At 44.0% G+C, this 19,446-nt stretch carries 24 protein-coding genes; 12 read left to right on the forward strand and 12 right to left on the reverse strand.

Annotated elements, in window-relative coordinates; genetic code table 11:
• The first annotated feature begins 392 nt into the window (after window positions 1-392).
• The 7 genes from M0C34_RS13715 to M0C34_RS13745 all read left to right on the forward strand — a co-directional run bounded on the left by M0C34_RS13715 (window position 393) and on the right by M0C34_RS13745 (window position 5,820).
• Complete coding sequence (locus M0C34_RS13715; protein ID WP_248712251.1) at window positions 393-1,178, forward strand: transporter substrate-binding domain-containing protein; 786 nt, start codon at window positions 393-395, stop codon at window positions 1,176-1,178.
• 57 nt (window positions 1,179-1,235) lie between these two features.
• Window positions 1,236-1,904, forward strand: coding sequence for an amino acid ABC transporter permease (locus M0C34_RS13720; RefSeq protein ID WP_248712252.1), 669 nt, complete (start codon window positions 1,236-1,238; stop codon window positions 1,902-1,904).
• An 11-nt stretch (window positions 1,905-1,915) separates the two neighbouring features.
• Window positions 1,916-2,566 carry an amino acid ABC transporter permease gene (locus tag M0C34_RS13725; RefSeq protein WP_248712253.1) on the forward strand — a complete coding sequence of 217 codons (651 nt, stop codon included), beginning with the start codon at window positions 1,916-1,918 and terminating at the stop codon, window positions 2,564-2,566.
• Window positions 2,559-3,281, forward strand: a complete 723-nt coding sequence (locus M0C34_RS13730; protein ID WP_455905859.1) for an amino acid ABC transporter ATP-binding protein — start codon at window positions 2,559-2,561, stop codon at window positions 3,279-3,281. Before M0C34_RS13725 ends, M0C34_RS13730 begins: the two co-directional genes overlap by 8 nt.
• 46 nt (window positions 3,282-3,327) lie before the next feature.
• The gene (locus tag M0C34_RS13735) at window positions 3,328-4,152 is read left to right on the forward strand and encodes a MurR/RpiR family transcriptional regulator (RefSeq protein WP_248712255.1); all 825 of its coding nucleotides are present in this window, start codon (window positions 3,328-3,330) and stop codon (window positions 4,150-4,152) included.
• 155 nt (window positions 4,153-4,307) lie between these two features.
• Window positions 4,308-5,312: an allantoicase gene (gene alc / locus M0C34_RS13740; protein WP_248712256.1), complete on the forward strand. Its 1,005-nt coding sequence runs from the start codon at window positions 4,308-4,310 to the stop codon at window positions 5,310-5,312.
• Between the two features lie 7 nt (window positions 5,313-5,319).
• On the forward strand, window positions 5,320-5,820 hold the full coding sequence (locus tag M0C34_RS13745; protein WP_248712257.1) for an ureidoglycolate lyase: 501 nt from the start codon (window positions 5,320-5,322) through the stop codon (window positions 5,818-5,820).
• 73 nt (window positions 5,821-5,893) lie between these two features.
• Here the strand turns inward: M0C34_RS13745 and M0C34_RS13750 are convergent, their stop codons facing one another.
• Window positions 5,894-6,460: an NUDIX domain-containing protein gene (locus M0C34_RS13750; RefSeq protein WP_248715639.1), complete on the reverse strand. Its 567-nt coding sequence runs from the start codon at window positions 6,458-6,460 to the stop codon at window positions 5,894-5,896.
• Between the two features lie 293 nt (window positions 6,461-6,753).
• Between M0C34_RS13750 and M0C34_RS13755 the strand changes: the two genes are divergently transcribed.
• Both M0C34_RS13755 and M0C34_RS13760 read left to right on the forward strand, forming a co-directional pair.
• Entirely contained in the window at window positions 6,754-7,992 is a 1,239-nt protein-coding gene (locus M0C34_RS13755; RefSeq protein ID WP_248712258.1) for a nidogen-like domain-containing protein, read from the forward strand.
• Window positions 7,993-8,051: 59 nt separating this feature from the next.
• Entirely contained in the window at window positions 8,052-8,510 is a 459-nt protein-coding gene (locus M0C34_RS13760) for an invasion associated locus B family protein (RefSeq protein ID WP_248712259.1), read from the forward strand.
• 78 nt (window positions 8,511-8,588) lie between these two features.
• Here M0C34_RS13760 and M0C34_RS13765 read toward each other — a convergent pair whose 3' ends face one another.
• The 3 genes from M0C34_RS13765 to M0C34_RS13775 all read right to left on the reverse strand — a co-directional run bounded on the left by M0C34_RS13765 (window position 8,589) and on the right by M0C34_RS13775 (window position 11,521).
• Window positions 8,589-9,383, reverse strand: a complete 795-nt coding sequence (locus tag M0C34_RS13765; RefSeq protein WP_248715640.1) for a substrate-binding periplasmic protein — start codon at window positions 9,381-9,383, stop codon at window positions 8,589-8,591.
• A gap of 328 nt (window positions 9,384-9,711) precedes the next feature.
• On the reverse strand, window positions 9,712-10,800 hold the full coding sequence (locus M0C34_RS13770; RefSeq protein ID WP_248712260.1) for an alkene reductase: 1,089 nt from the start codon (window positions 10,798-10,800) through the stop codon (window positions 9,712-9,714).
• Between the two features lie 46 nt (window positions 10,801-10,846).
• The gene (locus M0C34_RS13775) at window positions 10,847-11,521 is read right to left on the reverse strand and encodes a glutathione S-transferase family protein (protein ID WP_248712261.1); all 675 of its coding nucleotides are present in this window, start codon (window positions 11,519-11,521) and stop codon (window positions 10,847-10,849) included.
• A gap of 158 nt (window positions 11,522-11,679) precedes the next feature.
• On the opposite strand from M0C34_RS13775, the gene M0C34_RS13780 reads away from it, so the two are divergent.
• Window positions 11,680-12,048, forward strand: a complete 369-nt coding sequence (locus tag M0C34_RS13780) for a winged helix-turn-helix transcriptional regulator (RefSeq protein ID WP_248712262.1) — start codon at window positions 11,680-11,682, stop codon at window positions 12,046-12,048.
• Window positions 12,049-12,239: 191 nt separating this feature from the next.
• Here M0C34_RS13780 and M0C34_RS13785 read toward each other — a convergent pair whose 3' ends face one another.
• The 5 genes from M0C34_RS13785 to M0C34_RS13805 form a co-directional block, all read right to left on the reverse strand.
• A complete protein-coding gene (locus tag M0C34_RS13785; RefSeq protein WP_248712263.1) occupies window positions 12,240-12,614 on the reverse strand; it encodes a PAS domain-containing protein in 375 nt (124 codons plus the stop codon).
• Window positions 12,615-12,948: 334 nt separating this feature from the next.
• Window positions 12,949-13,479: a serine O-acetyltransferase gene (locus M0C34_RS13790; RefSeq protein ID WP_248712264.1), complete on the reverse strand. Its 531-nt coding sequence runs from the start codon at window positions 13,477-13,479 to the stop codon at window positions 12,949-12,951.
• Between the two features lie 409 nt (window positions 13,480-13,888).
• Window positions 13,889-14,173, reverse strand: coding sequence for a hypothetical protein (locus M0C34_RS13795; protein WP_248712265.1), 285 nt, complete (start codon window positions 14,171-14,173; stop codon window positions 13,889-13,891).
• A gap of 31 nt (window positions 14,174-14,204) precedes the next feature.
• Window positions 14,205-14,546 carry a PBPRA1643 family SWIM/SEC-C metal-binding motif protein gene (locus tag M0C34_RS13800; protein WP_248712266.1) on the reverse strand — a complete coding sequence of 114 codons (342 nt, stop codon included), beginning with the start codon at window positions 14,544-14,546 and terminating at the stop codon, window positions 14,205-14,207.
• Window positions 14,547-14,734: 188 nt separating this feature from the next.
• A complete protein-coding gene (locus M0C34_RS13805; RefSeq protein WP_248712267.1) occupies window positions 14,735-15,196 on the reverse strand; it encodes a pyrimidine dimer DNA glycosylase/endonuclease V in 462 nt (153 codons plus the stop codon).
• 439 nt (window positions 15,197-15,635) lie between these two features.
• Here M0C34_RS13805 and M0C34_RS13810 point away from each other — a divergent pair, with 439 nt between their 5' ends.
• Both M0C34_RS13810 and M0C34_RS13815 read left to right on the forward strand, forming a co-directional pair.
• Window positions 15,636-16,523: an NAD(P)-dependent oxidoreductase gene (locus tag M0C34_RS13810; RefSeq protein ID WP_248712268.1), complete on the forward strand. Its 888-nt coding sequence runs from the start codon at window positions 15,636-15,638 to the stop codon at window positions 16,521-16,523.
• 433 nt (window positions 16,524-16,956) lie between these two features.
• Window positions 16,957-17,334 carry a hypothetical protein gene (locus tag M0C34_RS13815; protein WP_248712269.1) on the forward strand — a complete coding sequence of 126 codons (378 nt, stop codon included), beginning with the start codon at window positions 16,957-16,959 and terminating at the stop codon, window positions 17,332-17,334.
• A gap of 50 nt (window positions 17,335-17,384) precedes the next feature.
• Here M0C34_RS13815 and M0C34_RS13820 read toward each other — a convergent pair whose 3' ends face one another.
• The 3 genes from M0C34_RS13820 to M0C34_RS13830 all read right to left on the reverse strand — a co-directional run bounded on the left by M0C34_RS13820 (window position 17,385) and on the right by M0C34_RS13830 (window position 19,310).
• A complete protein-coding gene (locus M0C34_RS13820) occupies window positions 17,385-18,077 on the reverse strand; it encodes a cation efflux transmembrane domain-containing protein (protein WP_248712270.1) in 693 nt (230 codons plus the stop codon).
• A 129-nt stretch (window positions 18,078-18,206) separates the two neighbouring features.
• Window positions 18,207-18,425, reverse strand: coding sequence for a DUF6500 family protein (locus tag M0C34_RS13825; RefSeq protein ID WP_248712271.1), 219 nt, complete (start codon window positions 18,423-18,425; stop codon window positions 18,207-18,209).
• On the reverse strand, window positions 18,426-19,310 hold the full coding sequence (locus M0C34_RS13830; protein WP_248712272.1) for a WYL domain-containing protein: 885 nt from the start codon (window positions 19,308-19,310) through the stop codon (window positions 18,426-18,428).
• Window positions 19,311-19,446 lie beyond the last annotated feature (136 nt).

The raw sequence follows: 19,446 nt of genomic DNA on the forward strand, positions 1-19,446 counted from the left end.
AAATGGCGTCTAAAACACTTGGTTATTTTTGCTTAATATGACTACGTAATGCTAAGGAGGCTAGATCAACCTAACTTAAATCAAATCACACTCTTCCTCTACTCTACCTCAAGATCTTCACCTAAATACCGCCAGAAACACCCCTTTAGAGGTATTTTGTGCACCAATCAACAGCAATAGTTGGTGGATTTCGCACCAAAAAAGGGGTGTTTCAACACCCTTGAGCGCTGGCTCCCCCCAACCAAGCACCTAGATAGCTCTATAAACCACTGTTATTTAACTAAAATAAATAAAGTGCTCATGCTAACTCCTTGTAGGCTCAATTGTTGCAAACAAGAACTCATAGATTCAATCGTTTCATTCGTTTCAACAACAATCGCTAAGGAAGCATTATGTTTAAACTAAAATCGCTCATCGCCAGTACCGTATTAGTACTGAGTATGTTTGCCAGCACCATTGCCCAAGCCGACCAATTAGCAACGGTGATGGAGCGCGGCGTACTGAAGGTTGCTGTACCACAAGATTTCCCACCTTTTGGGTCGGTAGGTAGTGACTTGCAACCACAAGGCTACGACATAGATATGGCCAGCTACCTTGCTAAAGAGCTAGGTGTAAAGCTTGAATTAGTGCCAGTAACCAGTGCCAACCGCATCCCTTACCTGCAAACCCGTAAGGTTGATTTGGTCATTTCTAGCTTGGGTAAAAATGCTGAACGTGAAAAAGCTATCGACTTTAGTGATGCTTACGCACCGTTCTTTCTTGGGGTATTTGGCGCAGAAGAAATTAAAGTGGCCAGCGCAGCTGAGCTAGCCGGTAAAACCATTGGGGTAACCCGTGGGGCCGTAGAAGATATCGAACTGAGCAAATTGGTTGATGAATCTACCACTATTAAGCGTTTTGAAGATAACAACACCACCCTATCGGCTTATTTGTCGGGTCAAGTTGAGCTCATTGCCACCGGCAACTTAGTCGCAACCGAAATCGCTAAACGCGTGCCTACCCGTAAACCTGCCGCTAAGTTCATGCTGAAAAATTCACCGTGTTATGTCGGTGTATTAAAAGGTGAAGAGGCTTTGGTGGCTAAAGTGAATGACCTAATTGCTAAAGCAAAAAGCGATGGCGACTTAGAAAAGCTTTCACTGGCTTGGTTTAAAACCTCACTACCAGCAGGCCTGTAATCCATTTCACTAATCAACGACCACGATGAATAGAATTGGTATAACTTGGAGACACTAATGAGTTATCAACTGGATTTTTCAGGCTTGCTACCTTACCTACCAGAGTTAGGTAAAGGTTTGCTAACGACTGCTGAATTAACCTTATATTCTACCTTTGGTGGAATACTGCTAGGTACTGCAGGCGCTGCCGGTCGAATAAGCCAAAAACGCTGGTTGCGCTGGCTCATTAGTAGCTATGTAGAGTTAATTAGAAACACCCCATTTATTGTGCAATTGTTTTTTATATTTTTTGGCTTACCGGCGCTTGGGATGAAGCTTAGTGCATGGCAGGCAGGTTGCTTGGCCATGGTGATTAACTTAGGTGCTTATCTCACCGAAATTATCCGCGCAGGCATTGAGGCCACGCCTAAAGGCCAATGGGAAGCAGGGCGAACCTTGGGCCTGAGTTATTGGCAAATATTTAGTCGAGTGGTGTTACCTACTGCCTTTCAGCGCATTTACCCAGCCCTTGTTAGCCAATGCATCATTGTGATGTTGGGCTCGGCAGTGGTGTCGCAAATATCGGTAGAAGAGCTGACCTTTTCCGCCAACTTTATTCAGTCGCGTAACTTTTTAAGCTTTGAGTCTTATTTAGTCGTCACCCTCATTTATTTGCTACTGGCGGTGGCCATGCGCCAACTTTTTGAGTTAGGTGCACGCCGCATGTTTAGAAACCCGAGCTTATAGGAGCCCCAATTATGATGCAATTTACCGATTGGGACATACTGCGCAACTTACTGCTGGCCGCGCGCTGGACAATACTGTTATCACTTATCGCTTTTGCCAGCGGTGGTTTAGTGGCCTTGCTGTTAACCTTTATGCGCTTAAATCGCAATCCACTGCTGGGCGTATTGGTGAAAGGCTATGTTGAGTTGTTTCAAGGCACCCCCTTGTTAATGCAGCTGTTCTTAACCTTCTTTGGCTTGTCGTTATTGGGTATAGATGTCAGTGCTTGGACGGCGGCGATTATAGGCTTAACCCTCTTCACCAGTGCCTTTTTATGTGAAATTTGGCGTGGTTGTATTGAATCTTTACCTAAAGGGCAATGGGAAGCTGCCAGAACCGTTGGTTTAAGCTTTGTTCAAACTATGCGTTACATCATTTTGCCGCAAGCGTTAAAAGTAGCCATTGCCCCAACCGTTGGCTTTTCGGTGCAAGTGGTTAAGGGCACTGCCCTCACCTCGATTATTGGGTTTATTGAGCTCACCAAAGCAGGCACCATGCTGAATAACGCAACTTTTCAACCATTTAAAGTATTTGCCTTAGTCGCTGGGCTTTATTTCTTACTGTGTTTCCCGCTATCGCTGTACAGCAAGTATCTGGAGAAAAAACTCAATGTCGCTGGTTAGTATTGAAAAAATTCATAAGTATTATGGCCAACACCATGTGTTAAAAGGGGTTGACCTTAAAGTAAACGCCGGAGAAGTGATCTCTATTATTGGTCGTAGCGGCTCGGGTAAAAGCACCTTGTTACGCTGCATAAACGGGCTAGAGCCGTTTCAAGGTGGCGCTATCATTGTAGATAAGCAGGCAGTAAGTGAAGACGAAAAACAACTGCGCCAACTGAGTCGCAGTGTGGGAATGGTGTTTCAAAACTTCAATCTCTTTCCGCATATGACCGCCGGTGAAAACATTATGCTGGCCCCTAAATTGGTGCTTAAGAAAACAGCCGAAGAATGCCGAGCCTTAGCTGAAGCGGTATTAGAAAAAGTAGGCTTAGCCGACAAATTTGACCAATACCCCACCAGCATGTCGGGCGGCCAACAACAGCGTGTTGCCATCGCCCGCTCGTTGGCTATGTCGCCAAAGGTGTTGTTATGTGATGAGATTACCTCAGCACTTGACCCCGAGTTAGTGGGCGAAGTGTTAAAGGTGTTAGAGCAACTTGCCGCAGAAGGTATGACGCTAATTTTGGTCACCCACGAAATGAACTTTGCACGAGACGTAGGTGACAGAGTAGTATTTATGCACCAAGGAAAGGTGTGGGAAACGGGCGATAGCAAACAAGTATTTGCCCAGCCACAAACCGCTGAACTGCAAAGCTTTATATCGGCGGTATTGTAAGCGTCACCAGAGATAGATAACGACTAAGCAAAGGATCAACAGAGTTATGAGTAAATTGGTGTGTGCGTTTAATCAGCGTATTGTTGAAAACTATCCGCAACTTTCTACCAAAGCGCGCTTAGTGGCCGACTACCTGCAGCATCACCCCGATAAAGTACTGATACAGTCTACCTCTGAAATTGCCGGTGCGTGCCAAGTATCTAAAGCCAGCGTGAGTCGTTTCTTTCGCCAGTTAGGTTACCAAGACCACCAACAAGTGTGTGACGAATTACGCCAAGAACGAGAGTGGGGTCAGCCTTTGCTGACCAGTGAACCCAGTGACTCAAGCCAGCAAGGCGACATAGCAGCCATTGCGCAAGTATTTAAGCAACTGGAACAATTAGATTGCGCGGCTTTAGTACAACAAATTAGCGAGGCTAAACGCATTACCATTATTGGTTATCGCAATAGCTACCCGCTGGCGATGCATTTTCGCCAACAACTAATGCAGTGCCGCTCTCAAGTAAACCTGTTACCAGTGCCGGGGCAAAGCATTGGCGAAGAACTGCTACAGCTGAGCGCCGAAGACTTAGTGATTGTGATTGGGATCCGCCGTCGCCCAAAAATATTTGCCGCATTAATCGAGCAACTACAAGGCTTTAATTGTTTATTGATTACCGACCAAAGCGGCCAATGTTATGCGTCGCAAGTGAGCCAATTATTGGTATGCCCAATGAGCAACCATTTAGCCTTAGACAGCTACGCCGCGCCAATGAGCTTACTCGCTCATTTAAGTAACAAGGTCTACGATTATTTGGCCCACACAGCACAAACCCATAGCAATCAGGTAAGCGAAACTTACCAACACTTAGACGAATTAGAATCACATTAAATAAATACCCGTCTAACTAAAGCGGCGCTTTGGATAGACAAGTTACATGCCACAATGAAACGATTGATTCAGCAAATCAAAGAGGCAATCAAACGCCTCAATAACGGCGTATTTTGGCACTAAACATAAACAGACTTGAACCAGTAAGGATAACTATGAGCCAAGTAATTATTGCCCAAGCTAGCCCCAATGCTCCGGCATTCACTCAGCAATTTATCAACCTAGCCGATCACCGTTTAGGCAGCAAAGTAGTCGCCGTTAGCGATGATTTCTTTGCGTCTGCCGATCGCATGCTTAATCATTTACCCGCTGAGTTTTACCCTGATAAGTATGACGATAACGGTAAGTGGATGGACGGATGGGAAAGCCGTCGTCGCAGAGATGCGGGCCACGATTGGAGCATCGTAAAACTTGGTGTTAAGGGCTGCGTGAAAGGGATTCAAATAGACACTAGCTTTTTTACCGGTAACTTTGCACCGGCGGTCAGTTTAGAGGTGTGTAACAGTGAACAGTCGTTACCCGATGCCAACACCCAATGGCAAGCTTTGTTACCCGCTAGCGCTTTAGCCGGAGACAGCAGCCAGTTTTTTGAAGTCACTACCGATCAAACCATTACCCATATCAGGGTGAACATTTTCCCCGATGGTGGCATTGCCAGATTAAGGGTATTTGGCTTACCAAAGGCAGATCTTAACAAAGGCGAAAAAATCGACTTAGTGGCCTTAGTTAACGGCGGTCGCGTAGTCGGTTTTAATGATGCTCACTACGGCACCCCAAGCAACTTATTAGCACCAGGTAAAGGGGTAAATATGGGGGATGGCTGGGAAACCCGCCGCCGCCGTGAACCCGGCAACGATTGGTGTATTATCGCCTTGGGGCAAACTGGCAGCGTAGAAGAAATAGAGATTGCCACGACCCACTTTAAAGGTAATTTCCCTGATAAGGTGTCTATTCAAGCTGCCAATATTAGCGACCCAAATGATTTAAGTTTGATTAGCCAAAGCATGTTTTGGCAAGAGCTATTAACGCCACAAGCCTTAAGCGCTGATCACGACCATTACTTTAAGCAGGTCAATGATCTGGGCAGCATTACCCATATTCGGGTTAATATATTCCCCGATGGCGGTATTAGCCGCGTCAGACTCTGGGGAAAAGCGTAGCCAACACATGGACATAATTAAGCTAAATATTGAGCCTCTTAGCCAAAGCGCCTTTAGCGCATTTGGTGACGTAGTCCAGACCGAAGGCGCTAAGCATTTCACTATAAATGGAGGCAGCACAGAGCGCTATCATGACTTAGCCGATTTGCAGTGCAGCGGTAGCCAAAGCAAAATGATTGCCTCCATCTTTAGGGGGCAAGCGTTCAGTTTACCTTTAACCATAAAGATGATGGAACATCACCCCTATGGCAGCCAACTATTTATGCCCTTGTCCGCTCGGCCTTACGTTGTGGTAGTGGCCGAGGCAGGTCAGCTGCAACAGCAAAATATTCGGGCATTTTTGGCGCAAGGACATCAAGGCGTTAATTACCATAGCGGGGTGTGGCATCACCCCTTAATAAGTCTTGAGAGCAGCAGTGATTATTTAGTAGTAGACCGCAGTGGTAAAGAAGCCAATTGCGTAGAGCAGCAATTAGAGCAAGCTATTCAGTTACACTTAATCAACTAACAGTAGCGGTACACTGCCGCAAATGTTAGTTGATTAGCGAAAGCCAAGCCTAACAACTGACGCTATATTGAAGTTAAGCGCTTAACATAACACCTATAGATGCCTGATACACCTCAGGCTCACCGCTTAAACATTCTGCGACCACCCGTTGTAATAAAAAGGTTTCTCGCTCCACAGACATGCCCGCCTTAGGGTTATTTGCCATGGTGTCTAGATTGTGCTGAATAGCTGCATGGATATTTAGCCAAACAGGCTTCATACCATTGTTAATCTCATGTTCTTCTAAGGCATTGTTACCCAGCTGATGGTCTATATTGCATAGGTAGCAATACGACATCATATGTAAATAGTCGGCATTGTCTTTATGCCAAGGGCGGTATTCTTCGTAGCGGCCAAATGCCTCAATATCACGAATATTTAAGGCACCGGTTTCTTCGCTTAGCTCTCGCTGTAAACCTGTGATTAAGTCTTCACCTTGGTCAACCCCACCGCCGGGTAAGGTGTAATCATGATAACGCTCGGTATACATCAACAATATCTCTTCTCCGCGCAACACAATGGCTCGAGCAGCAATCCGCTCTAAGCCTTTGCCTTTGACTAGGCCTAAATCAGGGTGAACGGTTGAGTTAAGTAAACGCATAAATACCAAGGCTGAAACAAAAATGGTTGGCGAATTTATCAACTATTTAGCCAACAAGCAACTTACGCGTCTGCTGGCTAAAAAACCAGCACTACAAATGAATGTTTTATTTATAGTTAGTTGTGTCGATAAATTTTACAGTTTTTTGATTGCACCTCACCCATAAAAACCTAAACCATTGAAAAACAACACTTTATTAGAAAGGCACGCTTTATGCTTATATAAACGCGAAAAAGAACTATAAAACAAACGCTTAACTAAACATTTTGTAACACATTTGAAGGAATATACTTGTGCAAAAGACTTCTTTGGCGGTCATCACCGCTGCCAGCCTATTAATGGGCTCTTTCGCGGCTAATGCGACGTTGCTAAATGGCTTCGGCGGAGACGCTGGCTACGGCGAACTTGCCATGCAACCCAATGACGACGGTTCTACTAACAGCCTAGATTTACCGTTTGAAATTAATTATTTTGGTAATACTTATAATAATTTTTTCATCAACAATAACGGTAACATCACCTTTGAAAGTGGTCTCGGTGGTTTTACACCACAGCCATTTCCTATTGCTCAACAGCCAATGATTGCGCCTTTTTGGGCCGATGTTGATACCCGCTGTGATGGCTGCGGTGAAGTATATGTGGGTAGCCCCGCAGATGGCGTAGTGGCAGTAACTTGGGACAGCGTTGGTTATTTCAGTAACTCTGCTGACAAAACCAATACCTTCCAAGCAGTGTTGATTAACCGCTCAGATACTGGCGCGGGTAACTTCGATGTTGAGTTTCGTTACGACCAACTACAGTGGACCACCGGAAGTGCATCAGGCGGCGAAAATGGCTTAGGCGGAACGCCTGCTCAAGCGGGTTATGATGCAGGTGATGGCCAGAACTTCTTTGCACTGCCTGGCTCTTTTAGTGAAGATATTCTAGACCTAGTATCTAGCTCAAATACTGGTGAAGATGGCGTATGGCGTTTTGCTATCCGTGAAGGCGCCTTACCCGGTGCAACACCTGAGAACCCAATTATGCCAGTAGTAGTAGATGGTGGTTGGGAGTTTGATTTTAATGTACAAGCTGACGAATTGGTGTTTATTGACCCAGACGTAGCCGTAGGTTACGACTACATTGTTGACCAAGGTCCAAACATTCAAACAGTAGTATTACCTGCTGGTTTTGATGATGACATGTTCTACATTTGGTTATGGAATGGCCTAGATTGGGACCAAGTCGCTAACGTAGCCGCTGGCGACGCATATGATTTTGGCCTAGGTGGTGTTGACCGCTTCCGTGTTACTGGCATTGATATCGCTAACGAAGTTGACCCAAGCAATACCTTAGCGTTTGTTACAGGCTTAACCTTTACCGATACGGGTGCAGTATCTATGCGTCAATTACCTATTGTTGAGTTTGTACCAGGACCAGGCGCGTCTGTTCCAGAGCCAAGCACTTGGTTATTGATGTTAATTGCAGCAATGTTATTGTTAGGTTCTCGCAAGCGTAAAAACGCCATGCCAGAAACGTTAATAGCAGCGTAATTGTTAACCTTATAAAAAGGGAGCATTTCTCTCCCTTTTTTGTTGTTACGGATAACCACATGAAAAAATTGAGCTTAGCCATATTTGCCATTTTGCTGTCATGCTCGGCATTAGCTAAAGACTTTGAAGCTTGGACGGTAAAATGCCCAGTAGCTAAACCTTGCGTTATCACCCAAATGATAATGAAGCAGCAAAATGACTCTGCCAATGTCATCGCTGGCGTGAGTTACTTCAATTACCAAGAACAAGCCGTTTTAAAAATACGGATCAGTGCTCAAGCCGATCCAACTAAAGGTATTGGCTTAAAATTTGATGAGCAAAAGCCCTTACATTTACCTATTACTAACTGTGATAAAAAGTTATGTGAAGTAAACGTTATTGCTGACCAGCAACTCATCAATGACTTGCAAAATGGTAAAGTAATGTCTGTGGCCTACTTGCTTAAAAGCAACCAACAGCAAACCGCTTTTCCGGTTATTCTCACCGGGTTTAAACAAGCTTACTCGTCAATACACTAAAAAAAGGCCTCGCATGCGAGGCTCTTTAGTAATCAATAAATCCTTAATTAGCCATGTTAGTTAACCCCGTTTACCTGCTCATTCTATCGGCTCAAAATTAGCTTCTTTGGCGTAAATATGGCTGTATTTTTCCAGTAAAGACTCAACCCAAGGGTAATAACCTTGTTGTTGCATCTGCTTTTCAATCGCGGGTAATAAATACAAATAGTCTGATTTTTTCGACATAGATATATATAGCTCTCCGCTGAGTATCCGTGTAGGTAAAGCCACTATTTTATCCTCTGCAGAATAACTATATAGCATAGCTAAGCCGGCTGACCGGCCCATTGGAATATAATCAATCCGCTGATGTAGTAACTTATGAAAGTTCTGTCGAGAACTGGCGACTCTCTCAACCTCGCTATTGGCTTTGAGAAAGTTATCAAAGCGTTTACCTAAGCTAACCCCCAGCACTAAACCTACCTTTTTGCCGATTAAATCAGACCAAGCGTTGAAAGAGAATTCATCCCCTTTTTTGACAAACACCGCATTTTCGTTAATCCCCATAGGTGTCATGATGAAGGCAGAATAAGCGTTACGTTCGTCGTTAATGAAAGAACAAATGTTAACATCAACCTGCCCCGTTTCAATGTAGAATTGACAGCGCTTCCACGGCCCTTGATAACTTAAATCTAACTCTACCCCTACCTCTTTAAATAGTGTCTTGGCGACCTCGGCACAGGCACCTTGTATTTGATTGCCTCTCTTCCAATTCCACGGTGCGTAATCATGATGGCCACAAGCTGTCAAAGTAATGGTTGATGAGCTCTCCACCTCATCAGCTAACAAGGTGCTGCTCCCTAAAAACACAGCAACAAGCGTCACTAAAACCATTTTTGCCAAGATAATATTCTCCTTTGAACAGCCAATGACAGCAAAATATCGGATAAACCTAAGCTTTGGCGCACAGCCCAAATAACGCTGTACGGTTATCTTAAATAATAGGTGAGTTTGTTCTATCTAGTGGGAGGATTAGACCAAAGTTGATCTTTAACAAGCCGACAGCAAATTAAAAAGAACAATCTACTGCCCCCTTGGCATAACTTAGCTGTTCACTAGCATTGGCCAAAAAAAGGCCTCGCATGCGAGGCCAAACACCACAGGGAATGTGGACTGTCAGAAACATTTATTGCTCATGCTTTTTCGCAAAAAATGAAAAGTACTAAGACGTGGCAGCGGCTAAGCTCGGGTAATCGGTATACCCTTCGGCACCGCCACCGTATAAGGTGTTTTGGTCGAGTTCATTAAGCGTAGCGCCCTGCTTAAACCGCTCGGGTAAATCTGGGTTAGCGATAAATGGAGCCCCAAAAGACACGACATCGGCCTTACCCTCTGCAATAGCTTGTTCTGCACTGTCGGCCGTATAGCCGCCATTGGCCATGTAGGCGCCGGCAAAACGGCTGCGCAGCTGCGCAAAGCTAAAACCTTCGCTACTCGCACCACCAAAGTTTTCAACCACATGTAGATAAGATAAGTTCATAGCGCTTAACTGTTCGGTTAAGTAATTGAACAAGGCTTGTGGCTCACTCTCAGACATCGAGTTGAAGGTGCCGGTAGGTGAAATACGCACACCGACTCGACCACTGCCCCATACTTCGGCTACTGCTTGGGTGACTTCAAGGGTTAGGCGAGCCCGGTTTTCAATACTGCCACCGTAACTATCGGTGCGTTGATTGCTTCCCTCTTTTAAGAACTGATCAAGTAAATAACCATTTGCCGCATGCACTTCTACACCATCAAAACCGGCTTGTTTGGCATTGATAGCCGCTTGAGTAAACTGCTCAATAATAGATGGCATTTCAATCGTTGCTAAGGCGCGAGGGGTTTCAAAGTCAACAAAACCTTGTTCGGTAAAAGCTTGACCCTCAGGCGCTATCGCAGACGGAGCCACTGGCAGCTCACCATCTAACTGAAGGCTTGAGTGAGAGATACGACCAACATGCCAAAGCTGTAAGACAATTTTAGCGCCTTTAGCGTGCACTGCATCGGTGATAGTTTTCCAACCCGCGATTTGTTGCTCGCTGTGGATCCCTGGGGTAAAAGCGTAACCTTTACCTTGCGGAGAAACTTGAGTGGCTTCGGTGATAATTAGGCCCGCACTGGCTCGCTGGCTGTAATAATCCACGTTTAACTGCTGCGGTACATCACCCGGTTGAGCAGAGCGAGAGCGTGTTAGCGGAGCCATTACCACGCGATGCTTTAGTGCTATTTCTGCCAAGTTTGTCGGTGAAAATAAGTGTTCTAGTGACATAGTTGATCCTTTGAATCGTTAATTAGGCGTGATTCTGCTGCTTGGTTTAGGCGCTGACTAATACACTTTCACCCTTGCGCAAGTATTCGGCATACAGTTGGTTAAAATCTTCTACTACTGATTTTTGCACCGCAGGCAATGCGAGCAAGCGCTCACCCAAGGCCTTTAAGCGAGGAAAGTCAGCTAACAAATCCTTAGCAAATAGCTGCTTAATCGCGGCAAATCGAGTAAACAAGGGGGCTAAAGCGGTATCGACTAGAGCTAAATTGGCTCCGTTAAAGTAAGCGTGTTCACTGGTAAGCGATTCTAAACGGCTTAGTTTGTCATTTAACCCGAGTAAGCGGGTATCAAAATCGGCTGGTGTTTTAGCTAAGCTCACTTGGTATTGCGCCATCAGTACTTGGCTAGAGTATTCTATCCACGCTCTGTCTTTAGCTTTTTGTAACGGATCACTAGGCATCAGCGAATCAGCAGTGATTTCATCTAAAAACTCGTTAATTACTGCTGATTCAAATAATACTTCTTCACCATATTTTAATACTGGTACTTTTCCCAAGGGCGACAAGGCTAAAAACCAATCGGGCTTGTTGGCTAGATCAATATATTGGATATTAAAATCAATGCCTTTGTGCAGCAAGGTGATTACCGAGCGCTGCACAAATGGACACAGCTTAAAACTAATTAACTCGATGGTTTGATTAGCTTGATAGGTTTCGTGCATGAAGCTTTTCCTTGTTGTTGTGAAACAAACTCTCATCTGGTCAAAAAATACAACTTCTGTATCCAAACGAAACATAGTATCTTAAGGTAACTATAAGAACGCTTGCTGCGAACTACAAGTACGCACATATTAGATATTTAGTTTCCTAGAGGTGCCTAATGTTGAATTCAGAGGCTTCGAGCCTAGAAAAAAAATCAGAACTTTCTGAAACAGCGCAGCAACACGACTGCCCCGTATCGACTGCCATTGAGGTGATTGGTGGAAAATGGAAGGTTATTATCTTGTATCAACTTCGCGGGAAGACTCTACGCTTCGGTGAACTAAAGCGAATGATCCCCAAAATCACTCAAAAAACCTTAACTCAGCAACTGCGCGACTTAGAAAAAGATAAGCTGATTAAACGAGAAGTATTTGCTGAGGTGCCGCCACGCGTAGAATACACCCCGACTGAATTGGCAGAGCAATTAAACCCAGCCTTAGATTTGTTATGTGCATGGGGAACTCAATATCAGCAAGCTCACGAATAGATAGTCAGCTCGATCACTAAACAGCTTGCTGCATACAGCACCAAATGAGTTAAGTTCACGATTGTTTATTACGAGCTAAATATACAATTTGTAGCTTGAACTCATTAGTCGCAATAGCCTAAGTTGTAGGTACACTGTTCTCGCGGATTTACCAATGCAATGATTAAAGCTAAACACTGTAATTGTGCTGCTTAGCTTTCGCATTTCATTTCACAAAATGTCCTTTCAAATATTCCTTTAGCATTGTACTTAGACGTCCCTGTTAGTTTTACTGAAATAACCACATGATCTTTGCGCACGATATGTAACTGTACATTATCAACAAAACCGTAATCTTTAAGACACGGAAAATTCTTTTGTACTTTGATCAAAGATTCCATATCAAGAAACTCGACAAAGTGTTTTCCTATTACTTCTGCTCTCTCATAGCCTGTTGCTTTTAACCAACCAGGGTTAACATCTATAATCGTGCCACTCAAGTCTAAGGAGTGGACAATACTTTGATCGCTGGATAGGTCCATGCAATGGGTTCTTGTATTGATTAACTGTAATTTGTCGATGCCCATATTCCCCTTACATTATTGATGCAGCCTATAGCTTATAACCAGCCACTGCTGGCATGACTTACATTCCCACTTAAAGTATAGGGTTTATTCCACTTTTCTATCATACGAAGTTAAATTTTTTGATGTACTTACAAACCAGAATGCACAGTGCATTAAGGCTTAATAACACTAATATAGGCCTCAAAAATGGCTTCACCACACTTTATCGCGAGATGCAGCCAGCAAAGCCACCTGAGTAATTACCTCGGCCTGTATTGCTGCTGCCAACACTCACATGTTGTTAGCCAAAACTCGGTGACAGCAAAAACATTAACAAAGATAACAATGCGGTTAACTAACAGATGTTTTCGTTAATTATTCTGGCAGGGTTGCCCACTACTACACTGTCTGCTGGTACGTTTTTAACCACAACGGCACCAGCTCCTACTGTTACGTTGTCACCAATCGTTATATTCCCCAACAAAATTGCCCCCGCAGACAAGCGCACATGATTACCGATTGTTGGGCTTTTGATATCTTGGCTGGCACCGCCTTTTGCTCCAACTGTGACACCATGAAAAATGGTCAAATATTCCCCGTAGACAGCTTTTCTATTTAGCACAATGGTGCCGAAATGAGGTAAAAATAATCCTTTACCTATTTTTGCCGCTCTAGGGATTTGCACGCCAGATAAGATACGTATAATTTTATATATCGGGATGGCACTGTATTTGACTAACTTTACCTTGTGATTAGATAGCCGATAAAATAGAACGACAATAAACGTTGTTTTAAACATTAACCAAATTAAGCGCTTAATCTTCGAAAAACACTCAATCTCATGTTCATCTACATAAACTAAATAATCGTCATGTAATTCTTCCAATCGCTGTTACTCCTAGGGCAAATATAATCAAGCCACACAATATGCTTCAACAAGGAGTAATCCTCATGCTTAACACTGAGTGAATTATCAAGCTAACACGGTTCATCACAACAGGTTAAAATGATAAAAGTTAGACATAAATATATCATGAATTTCATTTACTTAGGAACGCGTCTAGCGCACATTTCAGAGGATCACATTATACAAAACAAGGGTTCTGTTCCATTGAGCGAATGTACAAGAGATGGCTGAAGCCTCAAGGCTGTACACCCAATGGCATCAGCAATGACAGCGATGAATAAGGTCTGCGTATCAAGTTTAGCAGGCGTAAGTGAGCAGAAAATAGCTAAAGAGACCAAATACCAATGCCAGGACTTTAGCCTCGATGACGACCTTCGGTTGATGACGCTTATTTGATAAGGCTTACACCGGCAATTTCTATCACGGTTTTAGCCTCAGCGCGCTCAATAACTTTTAGTAATGCCGTTTGAATAGCCTCGTCGTTTCTGGCATCGCCCTTACTGGCAAACTTTTGCTCTTGAGCGGCAACACCTTCTTCTGAAACAAAGCCCATCACAACTTCACTGGCCCTAGTTGTTGCTTCGCCAAAATAGCTAAGTGAAATGAGCGGGTAGCCCTGAAATCCTTTTTTAACTCTTTTTGCGATACGTTTTGTCGATTTATCTAAATTCATAATTGGCCTCTACAAGAAATAAAAACGCGTTTTACCCGCAACACTTCTTATACTTTTTAGTACTACCGCAATGACAAGGCTCATTACGTGCAGGCACCTTATCGAGTTTAATCGGCTGTCTCTTATCAAGCAGCACTGTAAGCTCAGTGATCGATTCAACCGCATCTTCACTGCTATCAACCATGACTTCAGCATATAACTGCGCTTCGGCTACCATAGCGTCTACCTCTTGCTTACGGGCCTCACTCGTTACCACTAATGACAGAGGAGACTTCTTACTGCCGGTTTTTAAGCGCGCCTTGGTTTCATAACCATACTGAATATGATTCTCGCGCGCATCTTGGCGACCTTTAAAAAAGAACTTATCTGACATTAGGTATTCCAAACAGCTATAAAATGACAAACGGTGACCAGCAAAATGCTGGTCACCGTTAAAGACCTTGAGTTTAGCATGCTTACCACTGATATGGGGTAGCCGCTTTAACAAACACTACCTGAACAATGTATTTGACGAAGCGTAAGTGCCACTATCCGCTGAGTTAAATACCCATAAACCAAGGTCTATAGCCAAGCCGGCATGGGCCTTTTACTCCACTTAGCAAAGCCCATTTTTTCTGCTCGATAAAATTGCCGATAAGCACTAATCGCATCCCCGGTAATTTTGTATTCATTAGGCATGGCTTGAGCAAACTCGGTTAAACCGTGATTCATAAATCGTAAATCGTCAATCTGGGCCAAAACCGCCATCGATTTGTGATCAACGGTTTTGTTATAGCGGTAACGATACTCACGATTAAGGGCTAGCGTCAGCTGTTTAAGCCAAATAAAATTCTCGTATGACTGCTCTACCCACAACACACAGGGGTGGTTAAGGTGTGTTGACTTGTAGGGCGTAGTAAAGCCTTTTTTATTTAATGCTGTACATAGCATCTGCACGCTTTCGAGTATCATTTTTACTACGTGCTGATCGCAATGGTATTGAGCGCAACGTTCAATATCTAAGTCGAGTACAAATATGTTCATAAGTTAACGATTATCCCTTTCAGCGCCGCCCATAGGTTGCTGTAGTTGAATATAGATACGCAGTACTCCGCTAAAAAGATTGATGTTCTGACTATTTACTTGTTACACCACCACTAATTAGCTCAAACAACACGTCGTCATACCCGCAGCGGCGTCGAACCGTGAACATTGTGGTTCAATATTGATAATCCATTGAAAATTAGGATATTCAATGCAACTATCATTAGCCAATGGTTAGCGCAACGTAGCCTGTCACCCCATTCAATGAGTAATGAGGTTCATCTATCAGCGAGGAAAATGGCGAAATTTCGCCATAAGTTACCGTCGCTTCTTACTCTATTGACAAAATGTATCACCCTGTTTGCATCCGTTTTAATCTGTAATAATGCTTAGATTATTCATGGAATTGCTATAAACAATAAGCTAAAGGAACAACAGCATGAGCACAGCCCCTCAAACGATCGCATTTATTGGCCTAGGTACCATGGGGTTTCCTATGGCGGGTCATTTAAGTACTCAGGGTTATAAGGTGGTGGTATACAACCGCACCGACGCCACTGCGAAAGCATGGTTAGATAAATACAGCGGCGTTCAAGCTAACACCCCTGCTGAGGCGGCAGCGATGGCTGATGTTGTTCTTACCTGTGTAGGTAACGATCAAGACGTGAAACAAATCTACCTTGGAGTGAATGGCATTATGTCGGCGGCTAAACCCGGCACCCTATTGGTAGACCACACTACCGCCTCTGCTGAACTGGCTCGCGAGCTAGACAGCGCCGCTAAAGCATTACAATTACACTTTTTAGATGCGCCGGTTTCAGGTGGAGAAGCGGGCGCGATCAACGCTTGTTTAACCATTATGGTTGGCGGTGAGCAAACGACCTTACACCAAGTGGAGCCGGTGCTTAACAGCTACGCCAAGGCAATAAACCTGGTTGGCTCAGCCGGTTATGGCCAAACCTGCAAGATGGTCAATCAACTATGTATTACCGGGATTTTACAAGGTTTATCCGAAGGTTTGCAGTTAGCCAAAGCCGCCAAACTAGACATTAATACCGTTATAGATGTTTTGCAGCACGGCGCAGCGGGTAGCTGGCAGTTAGCGAACCGCGCAAGCAGTATGGCTGATAATCAATTCGATTTTGGCTTTGCCATCGATTGGATGCGCAAAGATTTAGCGATTTGTTTTAAAGAGGCCGAAAAATTGAAGGTTGAGCTGCCGTTGGCCAAGCAAGTGGATGCCGAGTACGCCAAGCTGCAGCAACGTGGCTATTCTCGCAGTGATACCTCGGTGTTGATCAAACAATTTGATAATGAAAATGGTTAATCATTTGGCAAAAAAAAACCTAAGGCCCTAGGCCTTAGGTTGGAGTCACGCGAGAACGTGATGTTTAGCTCAAAAAAAATTATGAAATGGAGCGCGACAATCTAGCACTGATAAATGACAAAGAAGGGAAGTAATTTCGTTGCCTTCATCCATGTAGGGCTGAGGTCATCTTGACTAGCTTCAGCGGCTCAAACTGACAACAACTTTGCTAGTACCCCCTTATACTAACTCATCCCAGCCAAAGTATGAGCAATCCAAGTTAGATGCCTGTAAGCATTACTATACAGATAGCCAATAGCACTGATACGCCGAGGGCTAGCGTCAGCTTTCACTTGCGCCAAACCTCAAGCTAGACTAAGCTCGCGGGCAAGCGTAACGGCCTGTTAATTATTGTCGCTTCGCCACTCTTTAATACATATTATTAGGTATCATTATGACCCTTATCACCGTGCCAGAATTGGCAAAACCTGAAGTAAAAAGTCATCACAAAGCTCGCCACTTGAAAAAGATGGCGATAGGTCCGTTCGCACAAACCTGTGCCGAGATCCGCTTTGTTGCTGATATTGAAAAATTTGATGAGGTTGATGCTGCCTTAGTGAACACTCAACAGCAGCAAGGTTGGGATTTATTCATTGCCTATTTTAATGAGCAATACCACGTTGCAATTAACTTTTTTACTGAGCAAGCAGAACTTGAAAGCGTGATTGAAACCGCTAAAGAAGCGATTGTAAGTGTACTGGGTGACACTGAATTACAGATTTTAGCGGGCGATGCCAACTACGGCGACTGGGATAGCTGCTACGCAGGCTAAGCTTGCAGATATCACTATTGGCGGCCGCCAATAGTGATATCTAGCTTAACTTAGTAGCTCACTTCAACACAGTGAATTTGGTTTAATTGCTTTAAAGCCTTAGAGGTCATTTTCAATGGCACCCAAATAAAATACATCGAAGCAACAACCACCATCACAGGGTCGGCATATACCGCCCAATCAGCAAAGCCAAATTTGTTGAGCATGACAGCAATAACAAAACCAATCATCACCGCCGCACTAATTACACAGTCCATCAACCACTGTTTCGCTTCGGCATCTAATAAAGCCGATTGCTTAGCGCTACGGCTGAGTACCCAATAGGTTAATACGCAGCCCACCACATTAATAAACCCAAACACCAGAGCCAAGCCTGTATCAACTTCTCTACCGCCCTGGCGTATTGCAACTAGTGCAGACACAAAAGAAAACCCACACATTAAGCTAATAGCAAACCCTTTGAACGCCACGACTGCAGGTTCAATCATCGCAGCCGAATGAGGATTACTGTTAAAAAAAGGGTGTTTCTTTAAGGCCAAAGAACCTAAAGATATTAAGGTAAGTAATAAGCTAACCAATGAATAAGCGCCGTCAAACACAATCACTAACGAGCTAGCCCAAATACCTAAACTAATGCCTAGCAGTGCAAATAACAGCGACGAGCAACTTGAGAAGCTTAACAACGCCTTCTCTTTTTCTAAAAAACCAAACATATCACTAGATATGGCGAACTTTACCGCCATAACCTCTACAGATTAAAAAACAGTCGCCATTCTAGTGATGTAAAGTTCCACATTCAAGGGTTTAAACACTAACGTTATAACACATGATGGTAGCGCTAGCGTGAAACACCAATCAACGCCACTGCACACTTATTGGTTGTCTAATATTAAGGCCTTAATTTTGTGCGCTTTTTCAAAATGATCGAGCTGATGAGTAGAGATCCACCAGCTAGCGGCTTCCATAAGTAACTCTGGGTTATCATTCTTGTTGGCAAAAAAAGCATAAAACGATAAACCCACCGTTTCACCTTTCGCGGCGATTTTCTTGTCACACACCGCAAGCATGTGCTGCCTTAAACTTGCTCTCATTTAGCATTCCTGTTTTAGCGATTGCCAACCAGGGGCAATGGCTAAGCCCTCTACACCGGCTAAAACAGAGCAATCTCTTAAGGCTAATTGATACTCGCCGCCACTTAAAGCGTGTTCAGCTGAACAATCTACATTCCACTGACGTAATAAATATCCCGCCAAAGCGGCCCTCACTTCCAGTGTTAAGCTCCCCTCTTCCATTGCATAATCTAACTCAATCGCCTGCCGGTGAGCCAAACTAGGATGAGCGATAAGATTTAACTCTATGATTTGGTTCCATTGCTTATCATAGTCTCGTGCTTCAAGGGTTGAGATAGGCTGATCTAATACCGTTAATTGCGTAAAACGGGTACACACAAAATCTCTAAAACTACCACTAACGCGGTCATACGCACGAACGTGCCAACGGTGGCCGTTATTCACTAAGCTGTGTGGCACTATTTCTCGCGTGCTTTCACCTGAAGATATAGACCAATACTGACACAACAACGGTACTCGGTGATGAATAGCGCGCATGATGGCTGCAATATATTCAGCCTTTGGGTGAACCAACCGCACTGCGTCAAAACAGGTCGCACTAGGCTCTAAAGGAAAAGATAAACCATCACCAAAGCCATGCGATAAGCCGGTTAAGATTGCCTCGGGGTTATGCGAAAATAAAGGGCTGAACTGATCTCGTCGCAAATAACGACGCGCTTTATGATCGAGTAAGGCATTGTTTGGCGCAAATTGTTTGTAGCTTGCTAAGTCGCGGGTGGCAGCCGCTAAGCCCGTTTTGAAGCGACTGATTAAATCAGCGCGACTCACCTCTCCAAAATATTCCAAACTAAAATCAATAAAAGCGAGCCTACTGCGTTGTCCGTGACTTAACTCATTTAGTTCCATCTATTCGCGCCTTTGTTCATCCAGAAAGCAAAAATACTAGCAAGCACTCGCCAAGGAGGCAATCATTTTGATTAGGTATGTTAATTAGTTTGAAGCTCACTGAAATCAGCGTCAACCTCCCACTATTTCACTAATT

The sequence above is a fragment of the Agarivorans sp. TSD2052 genome (assembly GCF_023238625.1).
Taxonomy (GTDB): Bacteria; Pseudomonadota; Gammaproteobacteria; order Enterobacterales; family Celerinatantimonadaceae; genus Agarivorans.